We start from the raw sequence: 20,362 nt of genomic DNA on the forward strand, positions 1-20,362 counted from the left end.
TCAGCCGACCGCGCCCTCCATCTGCAGCTCGATCAGCCGGTTGAGCTCCAGCGCGTACTCCATGGGCAGCTCACGCGCGATCGGCTCGACGAAGCCGCGCACGATCATCGCCATGGCCTCGTCCTCGGACAGCCCACGACTCATCAGGTAGAAGATCTGGTCGTCGCTGACCTTGGAGACGGTCGCCTCGTGACCCATGGACACGTCGTCCTCGCGGACGTCCACGTACGGGTAGGTGTCCGAGCGGGAGACCGTGTCGACCAGCAGCGCGTCGCAGAGGACGTTGGACTTCGAACCCTCGGCGCCCTCACCGATCTCGATCAGGCCGCGGTAGGACGTACGCCCGCCGTTCCGCGCCACCGACTTGGAGACGATGTTGGACGAGGTGTTCGGGGCCATGTGGACCATCTTGGCGCCGGCGTCCTGGTGCTGGCCCTCGCCCGCGAAGGCGATGGACAGGGTCTCGCCCTTGGCGTGCTCGCCCATCAGGTAGACGGCCGGGTACTTCATGGTGACCTTGGAGCCGATGTTGCCGTCGACCCACTCCATGGTCGCGCCCTCGTAGGCCACGGCGCGCTTGGTGACCAGGTTGTAGACGTTGTTCGACCAGTTCTGGATGGTCGTGTACCGGCAGCGGGCGCCCTTCTTGACGATGATCTCGACGACCGCGGAGTGCAGCGAGTCCGACTGGTAGATCGGCGCGGTGCAGCCCTCGACGTAGTGGACGTAGGCGTCCTCGTCGACGATGATCAGCGTCCGCTCGAACTGGCCCATGTTCTCGGTGTTGATCCGGAAGTAGGCCTGGAGCGGGATGTCGACGTGCACACCCTTCGGCACGTAGATGAACGAGCCGCCGGACCACACCGCGGTGTTCAGCGAGGCGAACTTGTTGTCACCCGCCGGGATGACGGTCCCGAAGTACTCCTTGAAGAGCTCCGGGTGCTCCTTGAGCGCGGTGTCCGTGTCGAGGAACAGGACGCCCTTCTCCTCCAGGTCCTCACGGATCTGGTGGTAGACGACCTCGGACTCGTACTGCGCCGCGACACCGGCGACGAGGCGCTGCTTCTCGGCCTCGGGGATGCCCAGCTTGTCGTACGTGTTCTTGATGTCCTCGGGCAGGTCCTCCCAGGAAGCGGCCTGCTTCTCGGTGGAGCGCACGAAGTACTTGATGTTGTCGAAGTCGATCCCCGACAGGTCCGAGCCCCAGTTCGGCATGGGCTTCTTGCCGAAGAGACGCAGCCCCTTCAGACGCAGCTTGAGCATCCACTCGGGCTCTGACTTCTTCGCGGAGATGTCGCGGACGACCTCCTCCGACAGACCGCGCTTCGCGGAAGCGCCGGCGACGTCGGAGTCGGCCCAGCCGTACTCGTAATTGCCCAGACCCTCGAGTTCGGGGTGGGCAGTCTCCGTGGGGAGAGTCATGCGGGGTTCCTCCCGGCCGTGCTTGCAGATGCTGTGGCGGTCTTGGTGGTGGTGCGGTTGCCCGGTGGCTCCGGGCCGTGGCCCGCCTTCGGGACGAAGGTCGTGCAGACCCCGTCACCATGGGCGATCGTGGCCAGTCGCTGCACATGCGTGCCGAGCAGGCGGGAGAAGACCTCGGTCTCCGCCTCGCACAGTTGCGGGAACTGCTCGGCGACATGAGCGACCGGGCAATGGTGCTGGCAGAGCTGTTCACCGACCGGTGCGCTGCGCGCCGTGGCAGCGTACCCGTCGGCCGTCAGCGCCCTCGCCAGCGCCTCGGTGCGGTCCTCGGGGGCAGCGCCCTCGAGGGCCTCGCGGTAGGTCTCGGCCTGGGCGGCGAAGCGGGCACGGGCGAAGGCCGCGACCGCGGCGTCGCCCTCCTCGCCCCCGCCGGCCGCCTCGGCGATCCAGCGCAGGGCGTCGGCGGCGAGGTGGTCGTAGGCCTGCTCGAAGGCGTCCCGGCCGCAGTCGGTCAAGGCGAACACCTTGGCGGGGCGGCCGCGGCCGCGCGAGCCGTAGACCCGCTGCTCGCGGGGCTCGACGACGCCGTCGGTGAGCAGTGAGTCGAGATGGCGGCGGACCGCGGCCTGCGTCAGCTCGAGCCGCAGCGCGAGCTCGGCGGCGGTGGACGGGCCGTGGTCGAGGATCGACCGGGCCACGCGGTTCCGGGTGCTGCTCTGGCCTTCGTCGCCGAACGAGGCGGCGGAAGCGGGCACGCCCGAGGCGGCGGTCGCCTCGACCGCCGCGGCCTTCTGCGCCTCGCTCACGTATTTCACAACGCCATTGTTGCGTAATTCCCCGGGTCGCGACAAGCGATGATCCGTACGCCAAGGGGTGGGCTCGGTCACTTAGGGTTACCTAAACGGCGAGGCCGGGGCGGGGACGCCACCGGAGGAACGGCCGGCTCCGGCCCCTGAAGTCCGCGCGCCCGACGGCGCTTCGTACACTGCCGGGCATGCGAAGCGACCCCGTCGTCCAGGTCCAGGGTCTGGTCAAGCGGTACGGCCGGAAGACCGCGGTGGACGGCCTCGATCTCGCCGTCGGGGCGGGCACGGTCACGGCGGTCCTCGGCCCCAACGGAGCCGGCAAGACCACCACCGTCGAGACCTGCGAGGGCTACCGCAGACCGGACGCCGGGAGCGTCCGAGTCCTGGGCCTCGACCCGGTCTCGGATTCGGCCGCCCTCCGTTCCCGCATCGGAGTGATGCTGCAGTCCGGCGGGGTCTACCCGGGGGCCCGCGCGGAGGAGATGCTGCGCCACACGGCCAGGCTGCACGCGCACCCCGTCGACGTCGACCCGCTCATCGAGCGCCTGGGCCTCGGCTCCTGCGGGCGTACGCCCTACCGGCGGCTCTCCGGCGGCCAGCAGCAGCGGCTGGCGCTCGCCATGGCCGTGGTCGGACGGCCCGAGCTGGTCTTCCTGGACGAGCCGACGGCCGGGCTCGACCCGCAGGCGCGGCGCGCCACCTGGGACCTGGTGCGCGAGCTGCGCACTGACGGCGTCACCGTCGTGCTGACGACCCACGCCATGGACGAGGCCGAACAGCTCTCGGACGACGTCGCCATCATCGACGGCGGCAGGGTCGTGGCCCAGGGCAGCCCGGAGGAGCTGTGCCGGGGCGGCGCGGAGAACACGCTGCGCTTCACCGGCCGCCCCGCCCTCGACCTGTCCACGCTCCTGAAGGCACTGCCGCCCGAGACCACGGCGGTCGAGCTGACCCCGGGCACGTACCGCGTCACCGGCGAGGTCGACCCGCAGCTGCTGGCCACCGTCACCACCTGGTGCGCGCAGCACGGGGTGATGCCCGAGCGGATCTCCGTGGAGCGGCACACCCTCGAGGACGTCTTCCTGGAGCTGACCGGCAAGGAGCTGCGCGTATGACCGCCACCGGCACGGCCGCCGGAGCGGGGACCTTCACCCCGAAGCCGGGACGGGCTCCGCTGGGCCGCATGATCGCGGCGCAGACGGCGCTGGAGACCCGGATGCTGCTGCGCCACGGCGAGCAGCTCCTGCTCACCGTGGTGATCCCGACGCTGCTCCTGACCCTGTTCAGCACGGTCGATGTCGTCGACACCGGTGACGGCGCGGCCGTGGACTTCCTCACGCCCGGGGTCCTCGCGCTCGCCGTGATGTCCACGGCCTTCACCGGGCAGGCCATCTCGACCGGCTTCGAGCGGCGCTACGGCGTCCTGAAGCGGCTGGGTGCCTCGCCGCTCCCCCGCTGGGCGCTGATGACCGCCAAGACGGGATCGGTGCTGGTCACCGAGATCCTGCAGATCGTGCTGCTCACCCTGGTCGCCTTCGCGCTCGGCTGGTCCCCGCACGGCAATCCGCTCGCGGTCGTGCTGCTGCTCGTGCTCGGCACGGCGGCGTTCTCGGGCCTCGGCCTCCTCATGGCAGGCACGCTCCGGGCGGAGGCCACCCTCGCCGCGGCCAATCTGGTCTTCCTGCTCCTGCTGGTGTGCGGCGGGGTGATCGTGCCGCTGGAGAAGTTCCCCGAGGGCGCACAGACCGTGCTGCAGCTCCTGCCCATCTCGGCCCTGTCCGACGGACTGAGGGACGTACTCCAGCAGGGCGCCGGGGTGCCGTGGGGCGACCTGGGTGTGCTCGCCGGGTGGGCGGCCGTGAGCCTGGGTGCCGCGGCGCGCTTCTTCCGCTGGGAGTGACGGCCTCCGTCTCCGCCGGGGCGAGGACTCCGTCACCGCAAGAGTGACGGCTCCCGTCACCGCGGAGTTGACGGCGTGCGTCACTGCGAGGTTGACGGCTTCCGTCACGGCAGAGTTGACGGCTTCCGTCACGGCAGGGTTGACGGCTTCCGTCACCACGAGGTCGACCCGCCCGTCACCACGCGAGTGACGATTCCCCTCACTCCACGAGTGACGTCTCGTCATCTCCGGAGTGACACCGCTCCGTCCCGGCATCACGCTCGCCCTCCCGGAGTGGCACGGGCGCCCGACCCCCACCTGCCGGCCCCTCCCACGTGTAACGAGGGGGGGTTGTGAAGTCGTGCACAAGCGCCCGCCTACGATAGGCGCGTGCCGAAGTTGCTCGAAGCCGCGCGGAATCCCCTCGCCTTCATCGCCCAGCGCTGGACCCCGTCCCTCCGGACGCTCCGGCGCGCTGCCCTCGCCGCGCTCGTCATGAGCGTGGCCATCGTGATCACCGGTGGCGCCGTGCGCCTCACCGGCTCCGGCCTGGGGTGCCCGACCTGGCCGTCCTGCACCGAGGAAAGCCTCACCACGACGCGGGAGATGGGCATCCACGGGGTCATCGAGTTCGGCAACCGCATGCTGACGTACGTGCTGTGCGCGGCCGTCGGCGGGGCGATCATCGCGGCCCGCGCGGTCAAGCCCCGCCGCAGGAGCCTGACCCGGCTCGGCTGGGCCCAGTTCTGGGTCGTCATGGGCAACGCCGTCCTGGGCGGCATCACGGTGCTCACCGGCCTCAACCCGTACACCGTCGCGGCGCACTTCCTGCTCTCCACCGCCCTGATCTCGGTCGCGCTGCTGACCTGGCACCGGACCGGGGAGGGCGACGGCGCCCCGCGTCCGTTCGTGGGCCGCGCGGTCAAGCAGCTCGCCTGGGTGCTCGTCGCCGTGACCGGCGCGCTGGTCGCCGTCGGCACGCTGGTGACGGGCGCGGGCCCGCACGCGGGCGACTCGAGCGACGTGCCGCGCGTCGGGATCGACTGGACACTCATCGCCCAGGTCCACGCCGATCTCGCGTGGATCGTGGTGGCCCTCACCGTGGCCCTCTGGTTCGTCCTCAAGGCGGTCGACGCCCCGGATGTGCCTCGCGCCCGCACCCGCGACCTGACCCTGGTCCTGCTCTCCCAGGGCGTGATCGGCTACGTCCAGTACTTCACCGAGCTGCCCGAGGTCCTGGTCGCCGCCCACATGCTGGGGTCATGCCTGGTCTGGATCGCCGTGCTGCGCGTGCTGCTGTCGCTGCGCGAACGGCCGGTCGCCGAGCCCGGCGTCCCGGACCCCGCACCGGAGGACTCAGCCGTTCCGGCCGCCGTCTGAGGCGTACGCCCACCCGGCCCCGTCCGAGGTCCAGGAACCGTACGTACGCCCGGCACCGTCCGAGCCGTACGCGCGGTCGGCGCCCACCGAGCCGTATCCGCGCCCGGCTCCGTCCGAAACGTACGAACCGTACGCACGCCCCGCACCCTCCGAGCCGAGGGAGGGAGAGCCGAGAGAGCCCTGCGTGCCGTACGAGGGATCGGGCAGCCCGTACACCCGCCGGGCGTTGCCGGCGGCGATCAGCCCGGCCACCCGCCGCGCGTCGCTCCGCGACCAGGCGCCCTCGGACACCCACTCCGACAGCAGCCGCCTCAGCGCCTCCTGGAAGAGCCGGGCCCCGACCACATGCAGCTCCGGCAGCCCGAGCCCGCCCGTGGAGAAGAGCAGCTTCCCGAAAGGCGCCAGCTCCAGGGCGTCGCCGAGGACGGTCCGCGCGCCCGGCCCGGTGCGGAGCGCCGGCCCGAGGTCGGCGTAGACATGTGCGAAGGCATCCGCCAGCCGGGCCGCCTGACGGTGGTACGGGTACTCGTGCAGGAGGATCAGGTCCGTGCCCAGCCCGGCGGTGGCCGCCACGAAGGCGGTGAGTCCCGACGGGTCCGTACGGCAGCCGCACAGCCCGATGTCGCCCGCGCCGCCGTGCAGTTGGAGCGGCAGCCCCGTCGCCACCGCCGTCCAGAGCAGATGGCGCAGCAGGACCGGATCGGTCAGGCTCCCGCCGTCCCGCAGCGTGTCCGGGGACGCGCTGTCCGGGCGGGCGAGCACCGTGAGCGAGCCCGCCGCCCGTCGCTCGCGCCTCCGCCCCGCCAGCCACGCACCGGCGGCACGGGAGACCTCGGCGGGTCCCGGCGGTTCGGGGGCGAGCGCGAGGCCGTGGCGGCCAGCAGCGACGGAGGTGAAGGCGACGGCCGACTGGGCCGCGCCGTGCACCGCCTCGGCGAGGTTGGCCATGAAGCCGTCGGCCGTGCCCGAGGTGTCGGCGACCTGCTCCGCGAGGAGTTCGAGGCGCACGATCTCGTGGGCGCCGGCCCACCCCGCGGCAGCCAGTTCCGCGGGGTGGGTGAGATCGCCCGCCGGTCCGGTGTCGACCAGATACGTGCCGATACCGGTCGAGCGCAGCAGCCGCCGCCCGGCCTCCAGCACGCCCAGTTCCCGGCGGCGTGCCAGGTACGTCGTGGGCGGGCAGTGCGGCTCGAGCCCGAGCAGCGGCGGGCACCAGCGGCGTACGGCGAAGCCCGTCCGGGTGTCGAAGAAGGTGGTGCCGGGGGCGGCGGGCGAGGCGGACCGGCTCAGGCACGCCTCGAAGGTGCCGAGCCCCAGCTCCGTCCGGAACACACCATGGCAGTGCTGGTCCACCAGCAGTGGCAATTCGATCACAGGGCCCGCCCTCGTCGTCGGTACCGTCGTACCGTCTAACGGGCGGGCCGTGCCTCAGGTGTTGCTGACGCCCCCGACCTGCATGCCTGCCATGCGCGACCACTCGTACGGGCCGGTGCGCACCTTGGCCGCCAGGTCCCCGTCGAAGGCGTCGTGGAGCGTGACGCCGGCCTTCTCGGCGGCGCGCTGCGCGGTCGCGTGATCGCCGGCCACCAGGTCGCCCCAGGTGCCGTCCTCACCGACCAGGACGATGCGGGTGCCCATCTGCCCGATGTACTCGAGCGAGCCGTCGGCGCTGCCGCCGTGGCTGCGGGCGAACCGCTGGATCTGCTTGGCCAGGCGGGCGGCCGCGCGCTCGGCGCGGGCGTCGAGCCCGGCGCCGTCCACCTTGGCTTCTGTCTCTGCCTTCTCTGCCATGACTGAATGCTACTCGCCAGTACTGCGTTGAGAGAGAGCGCCCCTCGAATTCACAGGCGACGTTTGGCGGCGGGCCGGGGAACTGCCCGCGGGGGCCGGGTACTAGCGCAGGAAGGGGTCGACCGCGATGGCCACGAACAGGATCGATACATAGGTGATGGACCAGTGGAAGAGCCGCATCTCCTTGAGCTTCGCTCCCGTGACCCCGGCCTTGGCGCGGGAGCGCAGGGCGTGAGCCTCACGCAGCCACCAGGCACCGGCCAGAACCGCGACGACGGGGTAGAACCAGCCGACGTAACCCAGCGGCCACAGCGCCAGGGAGACGGCCACCATCACCCAGCTGTAGATCACGATCTGGCGGGCGACCACGAGGTTGGAGGCGACCACGGGGAGCATGGGCACGCCCACGCGCGCGTAGTCGTCCTTGACCTTCATGGACAGCGGCCAGTAGTGCGGCGGCGTCCAGAAGAACATGACGAGGAAGAGCACCAGCCCGGCCCAGGAGACGGAGTCGGTGACCGCGGACCAGCCGATGAAGACCGGCATGCAGCCCGCGATACCGCCCCAGACGATGTTCTGCGCGGTACGGCGCTTGAGCCACATCGTGTAGACGACGACGTAGAAGAGCAGGGCCGCCAGGGCGAGCGCCGCGGAGAGCCAGTTGACGAGGACCCCGAGCCAGGCGGTGGAGATCACGGCCAGCGCGACACCGAAGGCCAGGCACTCGCGCGGCGAGACCATGCCGGTCACCAGCGGGCGCTGGGATGTGCGGTCCATCAACGCGTCGATGTCGCGGTCGATGTACATGTTGAGCGCGTTCGCGCCGCCCGCGGAGAGGTAGCCGCCGATGCAGGTGGCGATCACCAGCCACAGATCGGGAACGCCCTGCTCGGCGAGGAACATCACCGGAACCGTGGTGATCAGGAGCAGTTCGATGATGCGCGGCTTGGTCAGGGCGACGAAGCCCATGACACGGGCCCCGAACGGCCGGTGACCGGGAACTTCCGCGAGCGCCCCCATGGCCCCGCGGGCATGGGAGGTACCCCCACCCGAAGGACGGGAATCGACGGCCGTCACGCACACCCCTGTAAAGCGGCCTCAGCGGCTCGCGCCGCGGGCACAGACCAGCAAGCACCGGACCGTGAGGCCGGATACGACTTGCGCGTACCACGCCACTCTAGACGTAGCGGATACGCCGTCCGCCGCGGGGGTCGGTCGTGTTGACCGGCCTCTCCTCCGCCCTGGTCCCCGCCCGTACGGCGCCCCGGCGCCCGGAACGGTACGGAGAGGGGCCAAGGGTAGGCTCGACGGCGTCCGGTGTGCAGAGCGTCACCGGCATTGACATGTGGAGAGGAGCCCTGACTCAGGGTGAGCACGAAGCCGACCACAACAGACCTCGAGTGGACCGATCTGGACCGGCGTTCCGTCGATACCGTTCGCGTCCTGGCCATGGATGCAGTGCAGAAGGTCGGTAACGGCCACCCGGGCACGGCCATGAGCCTCGCTCCGGCCGCGTACATGCTCTTCCAGAAGCTGATGCGGCACGACCCGTCCGACCCGCAGTGGACGGGCCGCGACCGGTTCGTCCTCTCCCCCGGTCACAGCAGCCTGACCCTCTACATCCAGCTCTACATGGCCGGTTACGGCCTCGAGCTCGACGACCTCAAGGCGTTCCGCACCTGGGGCAGCAAGACCCCCGGGCACCCGGAGTTCGGGCACACGGCCGGCGTGGAGACCACGACCGGCCCGCTCGGGCAGGGCATCGCCAACGCGGTGGGCATGGCGATGGCCGCCCGTTACGAGCGCGGGCTGTTCGACCCGGACGCGCCCGAGGGCACCTCTCCGTTCGACCACACCATCTGGGCCATCGTCTCCGACGGCGACCTGGAGGAGGGCATCTCGGCGGAGGCCAGCTCGCTGGCCGGCCACCAGAAGCTCGGCAACATCGTCGCCCTCTACGACGACAACCACATCTCCATCGAGGGCGACACGGCCACCGCGCTCTCCGAGGACGTGCTGCAGCGGTACGAGGCGTACGGCTGGCACGTCCAGCGCATCGAGCAGGACCCGTCCGGCGACTTCGACGTCCAGGCGCTGCACGCGGCGCTCAAGGCGGCGCAGGACGAGACCGAGCGCCCCTCGATGATCGCGGCCCGCACGATCATCGCCTGGCCGGCCCCGAACGCGCAGAACACCGAGGCCTCCCACGGCTCGGCGCTGGGCGCCGAGGAGGTCGCCGCAACCAAGCGCGTCCTCGGCTTCGACCCGGAGCAGGACTTCCAGGTCGACGAGGACGTCTTCGCGCACGTCCGCACCGCGGTCGACCGCGGCCGCGACGTCCGGTCCGCCTGGGACAAGCGGTTCCAGGACTGGCGTTCCGCCAACCCGCAGCGCGCCGCCGAGTTCGACCGCATCGCCGCGGGCGAACTGCCCGAGGGCTGGGAGCACAAGGTGCCGGTCTTCGAGGCCGGCAAGGACGTCGCGACCCGTAAGGCGTCCGGCGAGGTGCTGAAGGCCCTGGGCGGTGTGATCCCCGAGCTGTGGGGCGGCTCCGCCGACCTGGCCGGCTCCAACAACACCACCATCGACGCCTCGTCGTCCTTCCTGCCCGCGGACAACCCGCTTCCGGAGGCGAGCCCGTACGGCAGGACCGTGCACTTCGGCATCCGCGAGCACGCCATGGGCTCGACGATGAACGGCGTGGCGCTGCACGGCAACACCCGTATCTACGGCGGCACGTTCCTCGTCTTCTCCGACTACATGCGCCCGGCGGTGCGGCTCGCCGCTCTCATGGAGCTCCCCGTCACCTACGTGTGGACGCACGACTCCATCGGTCTCGGCGAGGACGGCCCGACGCACCAGCCGGTCGAGCACCTGGCCGCCCTCCGCGCGATCCCGGGCCTGAACATGGTCCGCCCCGCCGACGCCAACGAGACGGCGATCGCCTGGCGCGAGATCATGCGCCGGCACAAGGCCAAGCCGGCCCCGCACGGCCTGGCCCTGACCCGGCAGAACGTGCCGACGTACGAGTTCAACGAGGACGCCGCCAAGGGCGGTTACGTGCTGCTGGAGGCCGACGGCGGCGCCGCCGAGGTGATCATCGTCGCGACCGGCTCCGAGGTGCAGCTCGCCGTCAAGGCGCGCGAGAAGCTGCAGGCCACAGGCGTGCCGACCCGGGTCGTCTCGATGCCGTCCGTCGAGTGGTTCGAGGAGCAGGACCAGGGGTACCGCGACAGGGTGCTTCCTCCGTCCGTCACGGCGCGCGTCGCCGTCGAGGCAGGGATCGGGCTGACCTGGCACCGCTACGTCGGCGATGCCGGGCGGATCGTCTCCCTGGAGCACTTCGGGGCCTCCGCCGACTACAAGGTGCTGTTCCGCGAGTTCGGTCTCACCGCGGACGCCGTGGAGGCGGCGGCCCGGGAATCTCTGGCCGCCTCCGGTCGCTGACGCTCGTATACGACAAGTAGGAGATGCATTTCTCATGGCAGACGCACTCAAGCGCCTCTCCGACGAGGGCGTGGCGATCTGGCTGGACGACCTGTCGCGCCAGCGCATCACGTCCGGGAACCTGGCCGAGCTGATCGACCAGCAGCACGTGGTCGGCGTGACCACCAACCCGTCGATCTTCCAGAAGGCGATCTCCGGCGGGGACGGCTACGAGACGCAGCTCGCCGACCTCGCGGCCCGCAGGCTCACCGTCGAGGAAGCCCTGCGCATGATCACGACGGCGGACGTCCGGGACGCCGCCGACGTGCTGCGCCCGGTCTTCGACGCGACCGGCGGGCGGGACGGCCGGGTCTCCATCGAGGTCGACCCGCGCCTGGCGCACAACACCCGGGCCACCGTCGCCGAGGCCAAGCAGCTCGCCTGGCTGGTCGACCGGCCGAACACGTTCATCAAGATCCCGGCGACCAAGGCGGGGCTCCCGGCGATCACCGAGACGATCGCCAAGGGCATCAGCGTCAATGTCACGCTGATCTTCTCCCTCGAGCGCTACCGCGAGGTCATGGACGCCTACCTGTCCGGCCTGGAGAAGGCCGACGCCGCGGGCCTGGACATCTCCACGATCGAGTCGGTCGCGTCGTTCTTCGTCTCCCGCGTGGACACCGAGATCGACAAGCGACTGGACGCCCAGGGCACCCCGGAGGCCAAGGCGCTCCGCGGCAAGGCAGCCGTCGCCAACGCCCGCCTCGCCTACGAGGCCTACGAGGAGGTCTTCTCCTCCGCCCGCTGGCAGGCCCTGGAGAAGTCCGGCGCCAACCGTCAGCGCCCGCTGTGGGCCTCCACCGGCGTGAAGGACAAGGCGTACAAGGACACGCTGTACGTGGAGGACCTGGTCGCCCCCGGCACCGTCAACACCATGCCGGAGGCCACCCTCGACGCGGTCGCCGACCACGGCGAGATCCGGGGCGACGCGGTGCGCGGCACCTACGACCAGGCCCGCGCCGACATCGCGGCGCTCGCGGAGCTGGGCATCGGCTACGACGAGGTCGTCCAGCTCCTGGAGGACGAAGGGGTCGAGAAGTTCGAGGCGTCCTGGAACGACCTGCTGAAGTCCACCGAGGCGGAGCTGTCGCGCCTCGCTCCCGCGGAGGCGTGAATTGACCAGCGGCAACCCGCTGCGCGACCCGAAGGACCGGCGGCTCCCGCGGATCGCGGGGCCGTCCGGCCTGGTCATCTTCGGGGTCACGGGCGACCTGTCCCGTAAGAAGCTGATGCCCGCGGTCTACGACCTGGCCAATCGCGGGTTGCTGCCTCCGGGCTTCTCCCTCGTCGGCTTCGCCCGCCGTGACTGGGCCGACGAGGACTTCGCGAAGGTCGTGCACGACGCGGTCAAGGAGCACGCCAGGACCCCGTTCCGCGAGGAGGTCTGGCAGCAGCTCGCCGAGGGCTTCCGCTTCGTGCCCGGCCAGTTCTCCGACGACGCGGCCTTCGAGCGGCTCCGGACGACGATAGAAGAGCTGGACAAGGCCCGGGGCACCGGCGGCAACTTCGCCTTCTACCTGTCCGTACCGCCGAAGTTCTTCCCCACCGTCGTCCAGCAGCTCAAGACCCACGGCCTCTCGGAGGGGTCGGGCGACTCCTGGCGGCGTGCCGTCATCGAGAAGCCCTTCGGCCACGACCTGGCGAGTGCCCAGGAGCTGAACCAGGTCGTCCACCAGGTGTTCCGGCCCTCCGACGTCTTCCGGATCGACCACTACCTGGGCAAGGAGACGGTCCAGAACATCCTGGCGCTGCGCTTCGCCAACACGATGTTCGAGCCCGTCTGGAACCGCAGTTACGTCGACCATGTGCAGATCACGATGGCCGAGGACATCGGCATCGGCGGCCGCGCCGGCTACTACGACGGCATCGGCGCCGCCCGTGACGTGATCCAGAACCACCTGCTCCAGCTGCTGGCGCTGACCGCGATGGAGGAGCCCTCCTCCTTCGAGGCCAAGGCGCTGGTCACCGAGAAGCTGAAGGTCCTCAAGGCCGTCAAGCTGCCCCGGGACCTGGACGGGAACACGGTGCGCGGGCAGTACGCCCACGGCTGGCAGGGCGGTGTGGAGGTGCTCGGGTACCTCGAGGAGGAGGGCATCAGCCCCGACTCGCGGACCGACACCTACGCCGCGCTCAAGCTGGAGATCGACAACCGCCGCTGGGCGGGCGTCCCGTTCTATCTGCGCACCGGCAAGCGCCTCGGCCGGCGGGTCACCGAGATCGCGGTGGTCTTCCAGCGCGCCCCGCACTCCCCCTTCAACACCTCCGACACCCAGGAGCTGGGCGAGAACGCCCTGGTCATCCGGGTGCAGCCGGACGAGGGGATCACCATCAGGTTCGGCTCCAAGGTGCCCGGCACGTCCATGGAGATCCGGGACGTGACGATGGACTTCGCCTACGGCGAGTCCTTCACCGAGTCCAGCCCGGAGGCGTACGAGCGGCTGCTGCTCGACGTGCTCCTCGGTGACGCCAACCTCTTCCCCCGCCACCAGGAGGTGGAGGAGTCCTGGCGCATCCTGGATCCCGTCGAGGAGCACTGGGACAAGCACGGCAGGCCGGAGCAGTACACCGCCGGTACCTGGGGGCCGAAGGCGGCCGACGAGATGCTCGCACGCGACGGAAGGTCCTGGCGCAGGCCATGAAGATCGATCTCACGGAGACCAACTCCAGCCAGATCAACGCCTCCCTGGTCAAGGCGCGCCGGGCCATAGGTTCCCCGGCCGTCGGCATGGTGCTGACCCTCGTCATCGTCACCGACGAGGGGAACCACTACGACGCCCTGAAGGCCGCGAGCGACGCGTCCCGGGAGCACCCCTCCCGCATCCTCGTCGTCATCAAGCGGCCCGGGCGTTCGCCGCGCGACCGGAAGACGGCCCGGCTGGACGCCGAGGTGCGGGTCGGCGGCGAGACCGGCACGGGTGAGACGGTGCTGCTGCGGCTGCACGGCGAACTCGCCCACCACGCCCACTCCGTCGTCCTGCCCCTGCTGCTGCCGGACGCCCCGGTGGTCGTGTGGTGGCCGGACGACGCCCCCGAGCACCCCGCCGAGGATCTGCTCGGGAAGCTCGCGCAGCGCCGTATCACCGACGCGGCGGCCACCGAGGACCCGGTCTCCACGCTCGCGCTGCGCGCCCGTACGTACAGCCCCGGCGACACGGATCTGGCCTGGACGCGGATCACGCCGTGGCGCAGTGTGCTGGCCGCCGCACTGGACCAGCGGCACTCGACGATCGTCTCCGCCGTGGTCGAGGGCGAGGCGTACAACCCCAGCAACGAGCTGCTCGCCCTCTGGCTCTCCCACCGGCTGGGTGTGCCGGTGGAGCGCGCGTTGTCGGAGGGTCCCGGGCTGACGGCCGTACGGCTGGAGACGGCCGACGGGCCGATCCACCTGGACCGGGCCGACGGGTCGCTGGCCGAGCTGGCGATGCCCGGCCAGCCGGACCGTCATGTGGCACTGCACCGCCGGGACACCTCCGAGCTGATCGCCGAGGAGCTGCGGCGGCTGGACCCGGACGAGATGTACGCGGACACTGTCCGGTTCGGGGAGACCAAGCCGGGCCGGAGGGTGATGGACGCCGGTGCGGGAGCGCCGTCGGAGGGCTCGGCCGGGTCCGGCCCGGGCGACGATGCCAAGCAGTCCGGCCAGCCGAAGAAGGCGAAGCCCGCGGCGCGGAAGGCGACGGCGTCGTGAGCACGCCCCAGGTCGTCGTCCACCGCGACAAGGATCTGATGGCGAAGGCCGCCGCGGCCCGGCTCATCACCAAGATCGTGGATGCGCAGTCGGCGCGCGGTTTCGCGTCGGTGGTGCTCACCGGCGGCCGCAACGGCAACGGCCTGCTGGCCGCCCTCGCGGACTCGCCGGCCCGCGACGCCGTGGACTGGTCGCGCCTGGACCTCTGGTGGGGCGACGAGCGGTTCCTGCCCGAAGGGCACGCGGACCGCAATGTCACCCAGGCGCGTGAGGCACTGCTCGACGCGGTGCCACTCGACCCGAAGCGCGTGCATCCGATGCCGCCGTCCGACGGTCCGTACGGGGCCGATGCGGAGGCCGCGGCCGAGGCGTACGCCGGTGAACTCGCCACCGCCGCACGGCCCGAGAACCACGGGCCGGTCCCGCACTTCGACGTGCTCCTGCTGGGCGTCGGTCCCGACACGCATGTCGCCTCGCTCTTCCCCGAGATGCCGGGGGTGCGTGAGACCGAGCGCACCGTCGTCGGCGTACGGGGCGCCCCGAAGCCGCCGCCCGTCCGGGTCTCGCTCACGCTCCCGGCGATCCGGGCGGCGAACGAGGTGTGGCTGCTCGCCGCGGGCGGGGACAAGGCGAGGGCCGCCGCCATCGCCCTGTCCGGTGCGGGTGAGGTGCAGGCACCGGCGGCCGGGGCGTACGGGCGCAGGCGCACGCTGTGGCTGCTGGACTCGGCCGCGGCGTCGCAGTTGCCGCGCGGTCTCTACCCGCCCTCCTCGCCATGAGGCACTGACCCGCCGGCCTCGCCGTGACGCACTGACGGATCGTCACAGGGACGGCCCCCGCACGCCGGTGCGGGGGCCGTCCTGCGCGTTGGCTTGCGAGTTGCGAGCGGCTGCGGCCTAACGGCCGCGCAGCGCGCGGTAGGTGGCCACGAGCGCGGCCGTCGAGCTGTCGAGGGAGTCGGCGCCGGTGCCCTGGGTGAGCACCGGTTCGATGCGCTTGGCGAGCACCTTGCCGAGTTCGACGCCCCACTGGTCGAAGGAGTTGATGTTCCACACCGCGCCCTGTACGAACACCTTGTGCTCGTACAGCGCGATGAGCTGGCCCAGTACGGACGGGCTCAGCTCCTTCGCCAGAATGGTGGTCGTCGGGCGGTTGCCGGGGAAGGTGCGGTGCGCCACCAGCTCCTCGGCGGTGCCCTCGGCCCGGACCTCCTCGGGGGTCTTGCCGAACGCGAACGCCTGCCCCTGGGCGAACAGGTTGGCCATCAACAGATCGTGCTGGGCGGCGAGTTCGGGCGACAGCTCCTCGACCGGCCGGACGAAGCCGATGAGGTCGGCCGGGATGAGCTCGGTGCCCTGGTGCAGCAACTGGTAGTACGCGTGCTGCCCGTTGGTGCCGGGCGTGCCCCAGACGACCGGACCGGTCTGCCAGTCCACCGGCCGGCCCTGCCGGTCCACGGACTTGCCGTTGGACTCCATGTCGAGCTGCTGGAGATAGGCGGTGAACTTCGACAGGTAATGGCTGTACGGGAGGACGGCGTGCGACTGCGCGTCGTGGAAGTCGCCATACCAGATGCCCAGCAGGCCCATCAGCAGCGGGGCGTTGGCCTCGGGCGGGGCGGTGCGGAAGTGCTCGTCCATCCGGTGGAACCCGTCGAGCAGTTCACGGAAGCGCTCCGGGCCGATGGCGATCATCAGGGAGAGCCCGATGGCCGAGTCGAACGAGTAGCGGCCGCCGACCCAGTCCCAGAACTCGAACATGTTCTCCGGGTCGATGCCGAACTTCTTCACCTCCGGCCCGTTCGTGGAGAGCGCGACGAAGTGGAAGGGCACCGCGGAATCCCCTTCGGCCTTCAGACCGTCGAGGAGCCAGGAGCGGGCGGACGTGGCGTTGGTGACCGTCTCGATGGTGGTGAAGGTCTTGGACGCGACGATGAACAGCGTCTCGGCCGGGTCCAGGTCGCGTACGGCCTCGTGCAGATCCGCGCCGTCGACGTTGGAGACGAAACGGAACGTCAGGGAGCGGTCGGTGAAGGGGCGCAGGGCCTCGTAGGCCATCGCCGGGCCCAGATCCGAGCCGCCGATACCGATGTTGACGACATTGCGGATCCGTACGCCCGTCGAGCCGACCCACTTGCCCGAGCGGACGGACTCGGCGAAGCTCGCCATCTTGTCCAGCACGGCGTGCACGCGGGGGACCACGTTCTCGCCGTCGACCTCGACCACCGCGTCGCGCGGGGCACGCAGGGCGGTGTGCAGCACGGCGCGGTTCTCGGTGATGTTGATCTTCTCGCCGCGGAACATGGCGTCCCGCAGTTCGGCCACGCCGGTCGCCGCCGCCAGATCCCTCAGCAGCGCGAGGGTCTCGTCCGTCACCAGGTGCTTGGAGTAGTCGAGATACAGGTCGCCCACCTGGAGGGAGTAGCGCTCGCCGCGGCCCGGTTCACCGGCGAAGAGCTGACGCAGCGACACCTCCCCCTGGCGCTCACGGTGCTCGGCGAGCGCGGTCCACTCGGGCATCCGGTCGAGCCTGGTACGGCCTTCTGCGTTCATCTCGGACATCAGCCCACTTCGTTCTCGTGCGTAGCCCCCGCTGCCGCCCCAACCTAATCGATGACACCGACGGAGGTGAGGAGGGACCGCACAGGTCCGGCCGCGCCGGTCCGGGGCGGCCGAGGGGCGGCCGAGGGGCGGCAAAGAGGCCCGGCCGGGCAGCCTTGAGCGGCTGCCCTGCCGGGCCGTGGGTCATGGTGCCGCGGCGGTGCCGCGGAGCCGGAATGCGGCGTTCAGATCTCGCCGCGGAGCTTGGCGAGCGCCTCGGCGAGGATGGCCTCGCCGTCGGCGTCACTGCGCCGCTCCCGTACGTACGCGAGGTGCGTCTTGTACGGCTCGGTGCGCGGCGGGTCCGGCGGGTTGTCCCGGTCCTTGCCGGCGGGGAAGCCGCAGCGGGGGCAGTCCCAGGTCTCGGGGATCTGCGCATCGCTTGCGAAGCTGGGCACCGTCTCGTGCCCGTTCGAGCACCAGAAGGAGATGCGGAGACGCGGCGCGGACTCGCCCCGCTCGGCCTCACCCATCGGCCCCGCTCCGACCCGGCTTCCACGGATCGCGTTGCCACTTGCCACGGTCGTATCTCCCCTGCGTCATGGTGCCGCAAAGCTTCGGTCGGCAGCTCCGCTGCCCGAGGCGCCCCAGTCTACGTAAGGCCCAACGCGCGTCCAGTGACAGGAGTTACACCCGCCCCCCGCACATTCCCCCGGAACGCCGACCTCATGATAGGCCGCGCCCGCCGGGAGACGGGGTACGGACGGCTGAGGTCAGCTGTTCGCCTTCATGAGCAGACCGAGGGCGACAATGCAGGCAAACCACAGCAAACCGACCACGACGGTGATCCGGTCGAGGTTGCGCTCAGCGACCGAGGAACCACCGACGGACGACTGCATGCCGCCACCGAACATGTCGGAGAGACCGCCGCCCTTCCCCTTGTGCATCAGCACCAGCAGCATCATCAGCAGGCTGAAGACGATGAGGGCGATCGAGAACCCAACAATCACGGCTGGACCAACTCTCTCGGAAAACTCGGGCTTGATTCGGACTGGGACTCGGCTTCGGGACGGTACGGCGACGGAGCCGGGGGCCGGGCACGGGACCTCGCGGTCCGCACCACCCGACCCCCGACAGGGTACGACGGAGGAGGCCCTGTGGCCCACTCGCTGGTCAGCCTACTGGTCGCGGAACCGGACGATCTTGACGAACTCGTCGACGTCCAGCGAGGCCCCGCCGATCAGGGCGCCGTCCACGTCCGGCTGCGCCATGATCGCCGCGACGTTCCCGGACTTCACCGAGCCGCCGTACTGGATCCGGACCGCGTCGGCCACGTCCTGGCTGTACAGCTCGGCCAGACGGCCGCGGATCGCCCCGCAGACCTCCTGGGCGTCCTCGGGCGTGGCCACCTCGCCGGTGCCGATCGCCCACACCGGCTCGTAGGCGACAACGATCGTCGCGGCCTGCTCGGCCGGGACGTCCTTCAGGGCGCCGTCGAGCTGCGCGAGGGTGTGCGCGACCTGGTTGCCCGCCTTGCGGACGTCCAGGCCCTCGCCGATGCAGAGGATCGGGGTCAGGCCGTTGCGGAACGCGGCCTTGACCTTGCCGTTGACGATCTCCTCGTCCTCGCCGTGGTACTGCCGCCGCTCGGAGTGACCGATGGTGACGTAGGTGCACTTGAGCTTGGACAGCATCGGGCCGGCGATCTCGCCGGTGTACGCGCCGGAGTCGTGCGCGGACAGGTCCTGCGCACCGTAGGCGATCTTCAGCTTGTCGCCGTCGACCAGGGTCTGCACCGAGCGCAGGTCGGTGAAGGGCGGCAGGACGGCCACGTCGACGGCCTCGTAGTCCTTGTCACTCAGAGCGAAGGCGAGCTTCTGGACGTGTGCGATGGCCTCGAGGTGGTTGAGGTTCATCTTCCAGTTGCCGGCCATCAGCGGGGTGCGGGAGCTCATGCCCCTCCTTCTGGATTCGCTGCCGGGGCGTTCGCCCGGGAGGTACCCCCGTCTCCGCCCGCGCGGCGCAGAGGTGCGGGATGGGTGTGGGACTGCGGCCCTGCGGCCGCGCGCGCGTCGCGCATCACGGGAGGGTCAGTCCTCCAGTGCGGCGAGTCCGGGGAGCGTCTTGCCCTCGAGGTACTCGAGGCTCGCGCCGCCGCCGGTCGAAATGTGGCCGAAGGCGTTCTCGTCGAAGCCCAGGATGCGTACGGCGGCAGCCGAGTCGCCGCCGCCGACGACGGTGAAGGCCGGGCTGTCGATCAGGGCCTGGGCGACGGCCCGGGTGCCGTCGGCGTAGTCGGGGTGCTCGAAGACGCCCATCGGGCCGTTCCAGAAGACGGTCGCGGCGTCGGCGAGCTTGCCCGCGTACAGCTTGCGGGACTCGGGGCCGATGTCCAGGCCCTGCTGGTCGGCCGGGATGCCGTCCGCGGGGACGGCCTTCGGGTTCGCCGGTGCCTTGGTCTTCAGGTCCGGGAACTCGCCCGCGGCCAGGACGTCGACGGGGAGCACGAATTCCACGCCGAGCTCCTCGGCCCGCCGCAGATACGCCTGCACGGCCGGGACCTGGTCCTCCTGGAGCAGGGACGTGCCGACCTCGTGGCCCTGGGCCTTGAGGAAGGTGTACGCCATGCCGCCGCCGATGAGGATGCGGTCGGCCTTCTCCAGCAGGTGGTCGATGACCCCGAGCTTGTCGGAGACCTTGGCGCCGCCGAGCACCACGGCGTACGGGCGCTGTACGTCCTCGGTGAGCTTCTTCAGCACCTCCACCTCGGCGGCGATGAGGAGCCCCGCGGCGTGCGGGAGGCGGGCCGGGAGGTCGAAGACCGAGGCGTGCTTGCGGTGGACGGCGCCGAAGCCGTCACCCACGTACAGGTCGGCCAGGCCGGCGAGCCGGTCGGCGAAGGCACCGCGCTCGGCGTCGTCCTTGGCGGTCTCACCGGCGTTGAAGCGCAGGTTCTCCAGCAGCGCGACCTGGCCGTCCGCCAGTCCGGCGACGGTCGAGCGGGCCGACTCACCGACGGTGTCGGTGGCGAACGCGACGCCCTTGCCGAGGAGTTCGGCCAGGCGCTTGGCGGCCGGTGCGAGCGAGAACTGCGGGTCCGGGGCGCCCTTGGGACGGCCGAGGTGGGAGGCGACGATCACCCGGGCACCCGCGTCGGCGAGCCCCGCGATGGTCGGCAGGACGGCGCGGATCCGGCCGTCGTCGGTGATGGTGGTGCCGTCCAGCGGCACGTTCAGGTCGGCGCGGACGAACACCCGCTTGCCGCTGACCTGGAGGTCGTCGATCGTCTTCATGGGGACTCCGTGTCGTCTTCATCAACAGGACAGGGCCCGGACGACGCGTCCTCGCGTCATTCGAGCCCTGTCCCTTA

The 20,362-nt window shown here is 70.8% G+C and carries 17 protein-coding genes and 1 pseudogene; 8 read left to right on the forward strand and 10 right to left on the reverse strand.

What is annotated here, in order from left to right; translation table 11 throughout:
- Together sufB and ABZ822_RS15190 are read right to left on the reverse strand one after the other, a co-directional pair.
- Complete coding sequence (gene sufB / locus ABZ822_RS15185; protein WP_360852719.1) at positions 1-1,422, reverse strand: Fe-S cluster assembly protein SufB; 1,422 nt, start codon at positions 1,420-1,422, stop codon at positions 1-3.
- Positions 1,419-2,177 (reverse strand): ArsR family transcriptional regulator, encoded by a 759-nt coding sequence (locus tag ABZ822_RS15190; RefSeq protein ID WP_360853344.1) that lies wholly within the window; start codon positions 2,175-2,177, stop codon positions 1,419-1,421. Before ABZ822_RS15190 ends, sufB begins: the two co-directional genes overlap by 4 nt.
- Before the next feature lie 239 nt (positions 2,178-2,416).
- On the opposite strand from ABZ822_RS15190, the gene ABZ822_RS15195 reads away from it, so the two are divergent.
- The 3 genes from ABZ822_RS15195 (at position 2,417) to ABZ822_RS15205 (ending at position 5,487) form a co-directional block, all read left to right on the forward strand.
- Positions 2,417-3,343 carry an ABC transporter ATP-binding protein gene (locus ABZ822_RS15195; RefSeq protein ID WP_360852722.1) on the forward strand — a complete coding sequence of 309 codons (927 nt, stop codon included), beginning with the start codon at positions 2,417-2,419 and terminating at the stop codon, positions 3,341-3,343.
- On the forward strand, positions 3,340-4,128 hold the full coding sequence (locus ABZ822_RS15200; RefSeq protein WP_360852725.1) for an ABC transporter permease: 789 nt from the start codon (positions 3,340-3,342) through the stop codon (positions 4,126-4,128). The genes ABZ822_RS15195 and ABZ822_RS15200 overlap by 4 nt, the downstream gene beginning before the upstream one ends.
- Before the next feature lie 369 nt (positions 4,129-4,497).
- Positions 4,498-5,487, forward strand: coding sequence for a COX15/CtaA family protein (locus tag ABZ822_RS15205; RefSeq protein WP_360852728.1), 990 nt, complete (start codon positions 4,498-4,500; stop codon positions 5,485-5,487).
- A 204-nt stretch (positions 5,488-5,691) separates the two neighbouring features.
- Here the strand turns inward: ABZ822_RS15205 and ABZ822_RS15210 are convergent.
- The 3 genes and pseudogenes from ABZ822_RS15210 to ABZ822_RS15220 form a co-directional block, all read right to left on the reverse strand.
- Positions 5,692-6,861 (reverse strand): annotated as a pseudogene (locus tag ABZ822_RS15210) (hypothetical protein); the annotation flags it as partial.
- A 54-nt stretch (positions 6,862-6,915) separates the two neighbouring features.
- Positions 6,916-7,278 carry a hypothetical protein gene (locus ABZ822_RS15215; RefSeq protein ID WP_360852731.1) on the reverse strand — a complete coding sequence of 121 codons (363 nt, stop codon included), beginning with the start codon at positions 7,276-7,278 and terminating at the stop codon, positions 6,916-6,918.
- A 102-nt stretch (positions 7,279-7,380) separates the two neighbouring features.
- Positions 7,381-8,361, reverse strand: coding sequence for a heme o synthase (locus ABZ822_RS15220; RefSeq protein WP_360852734.1), 981 nt, complete (start codon positions 8,359-8,361; stop codon positions 7,381-7,383).
- A 285-nt stretch (positions 8,362-8,646) separates the two neighbouring features.
- Here ABZ822_RS15220 and tkt point away from each other — a divergent pair, with 285 nt between their 5' ends.
- Genes tkt through pgl form a run of 5 tightly spaced genes read left to right on the forward strand, consistent with a single transcriptional unit; the run spans position 8,647 to position 15,231 of the window.
- Positions 8,647-10,725 carry a transketolase gene (gene tkt / locus ABZ822_RS15225; protein WP_360852737.1) on the forward strand — a complete coding sequence of 693 codons (2,079 nt, stop codon included), beginning with the start codon at positions 8,647-8,649 and terminating at the stop codon, positions 10,723-10,725.
- A 34-nt stretch (positions 10,726-10,759) separates the two neighbouring features.
- Positions 10,760-11,878: a transaldolase gene (gene tal, locus ABZ822_RS15230; RefSeq protein ID WP_360852740.1), complete on the forward strand. Its 1,119-nt coding sequence runs from the start codon at positions 10,760-10,762 to the stop codon at positions 11,876-11,878.
- 1 nt (position 11,879) lies between these two features.
- Positions 11,880-13,403: a glucose-6-phosphate dehydrogenase gene (zwf, locus tag ABZ822_RS15235; RefSeq protein WP_360852743.1), complete on the forward strand. Its 1,524-nt coding sequence runs from the start codon at positions 11,880-11,882 to the stop codon at positions 13,401-13,403.
- Entirely contained in the window at positions 13,400-14,452 is a 1,053-nt protein-coding gene (gene opcA / locus ABZ822_RS15240; protein WP_360852746.1) for a glucose-6-phosphate dehydrogenase assembly protein OpcA, read from the forward strand. The genes zwf and opcA overlap by 4 nt, the downstream gene beginning before the upstream one ends.
- On the forward strand, positions 14,449-15,231 hold the full coding sequence (pgl, locus tag ABZ822_RS15245; RefSeq protein WP_360852749.1) for a 6-phosphogluconolactonase: 783 nt from the start codon (positions 14,449-14,451) through the stop codon (positions 15,229-15,231). Before opcA ends, pgl begins: the two co-directional genes overlap by 4 nt.
- A gap of 117 nt (positions 15,232-15,348) precedes the next feature.
- Here pgl and pgi read toward each other — a convergent pair whose 3' ends face one another.
- From pgi to ABZ822_RS15270, 5 genes are all read right to left on the reverse strand, one after another.
- Positions 15,349-17,004 carry a glucose-6-phosphate isomerase gene (pgi, locus tag ABZ822_RS15250; RefSeq protein ID WP_360853347.1) on the reverse strand — a complete coding sequence of 552 codons (1,656 nt, stop codon included), beginning with the start codon at positions 17,002-17,004 and terminating at the stop codon, positions 15,349-15,351.
- Between the two features lie 233 nt (positions 17,005-17,237).
- Complete coding sequence (locus tag ABZ822_RS15255) at positions 17,238-17,573, reverse strand: RNA polymerase-binding protein RbpA (protein WP_079101126.1); 336 nt, start codon at positions 17,571-17,573, stop codon at positions 17,238-17,240.
- 192 nt (positions 17,574-17,765) lie between these two features.
- Positions 17,766-18,002 (reverse strand): preprotein translocase subunit SecG, encoded by a 237-nt coding sequence (secG, locus tag ABZ822_RS15260; protein ID WP_360852752.1) that lies wholly within the window; start codon positions 18,000-18,002, stop codon positions 17,766-17,768.
- 168 nt (positions 18,003-18,170) lie between these two features.
- The gene (gene tpiA / locus ABZ822_RS15265; RefSeq protein ID WP_360852755.1) at positions 18,171-18,947 is read right to left on the reverse strand and encodes a triose-phosphate isomerase; all 777 of its coding nucleotides are present in this window, start codon (positions 18,945-18,947) and stop codon (positions 18,171-18,173) included.
- Positions 18,948-19,082: 135 nt separating this feature from the next.
- Positions 19,083-20,285: a phosphoglycerate kinase gene (locus ABZ822_RS15270; RefSeq protein ID WP_360852758.1), complete on the reverse strand. Its 1,203-nt coding sequence runs from the start codon at positions 20,283-20,285 to the stop codon at positions 19,083-19,085.
- Positions 20,286-20,362: the final 77 nt, after the last annotated feature.

This window comes from Streptomyces sp. NPDC047108 (assembly GCF_040643575.1).
In the GTDB taxonomy this organism is placed as follows: Bacteria; Actinomycetota; Actinomycetes; order Streptomycetales; family Streptomycetaceae; genus Streptomyces.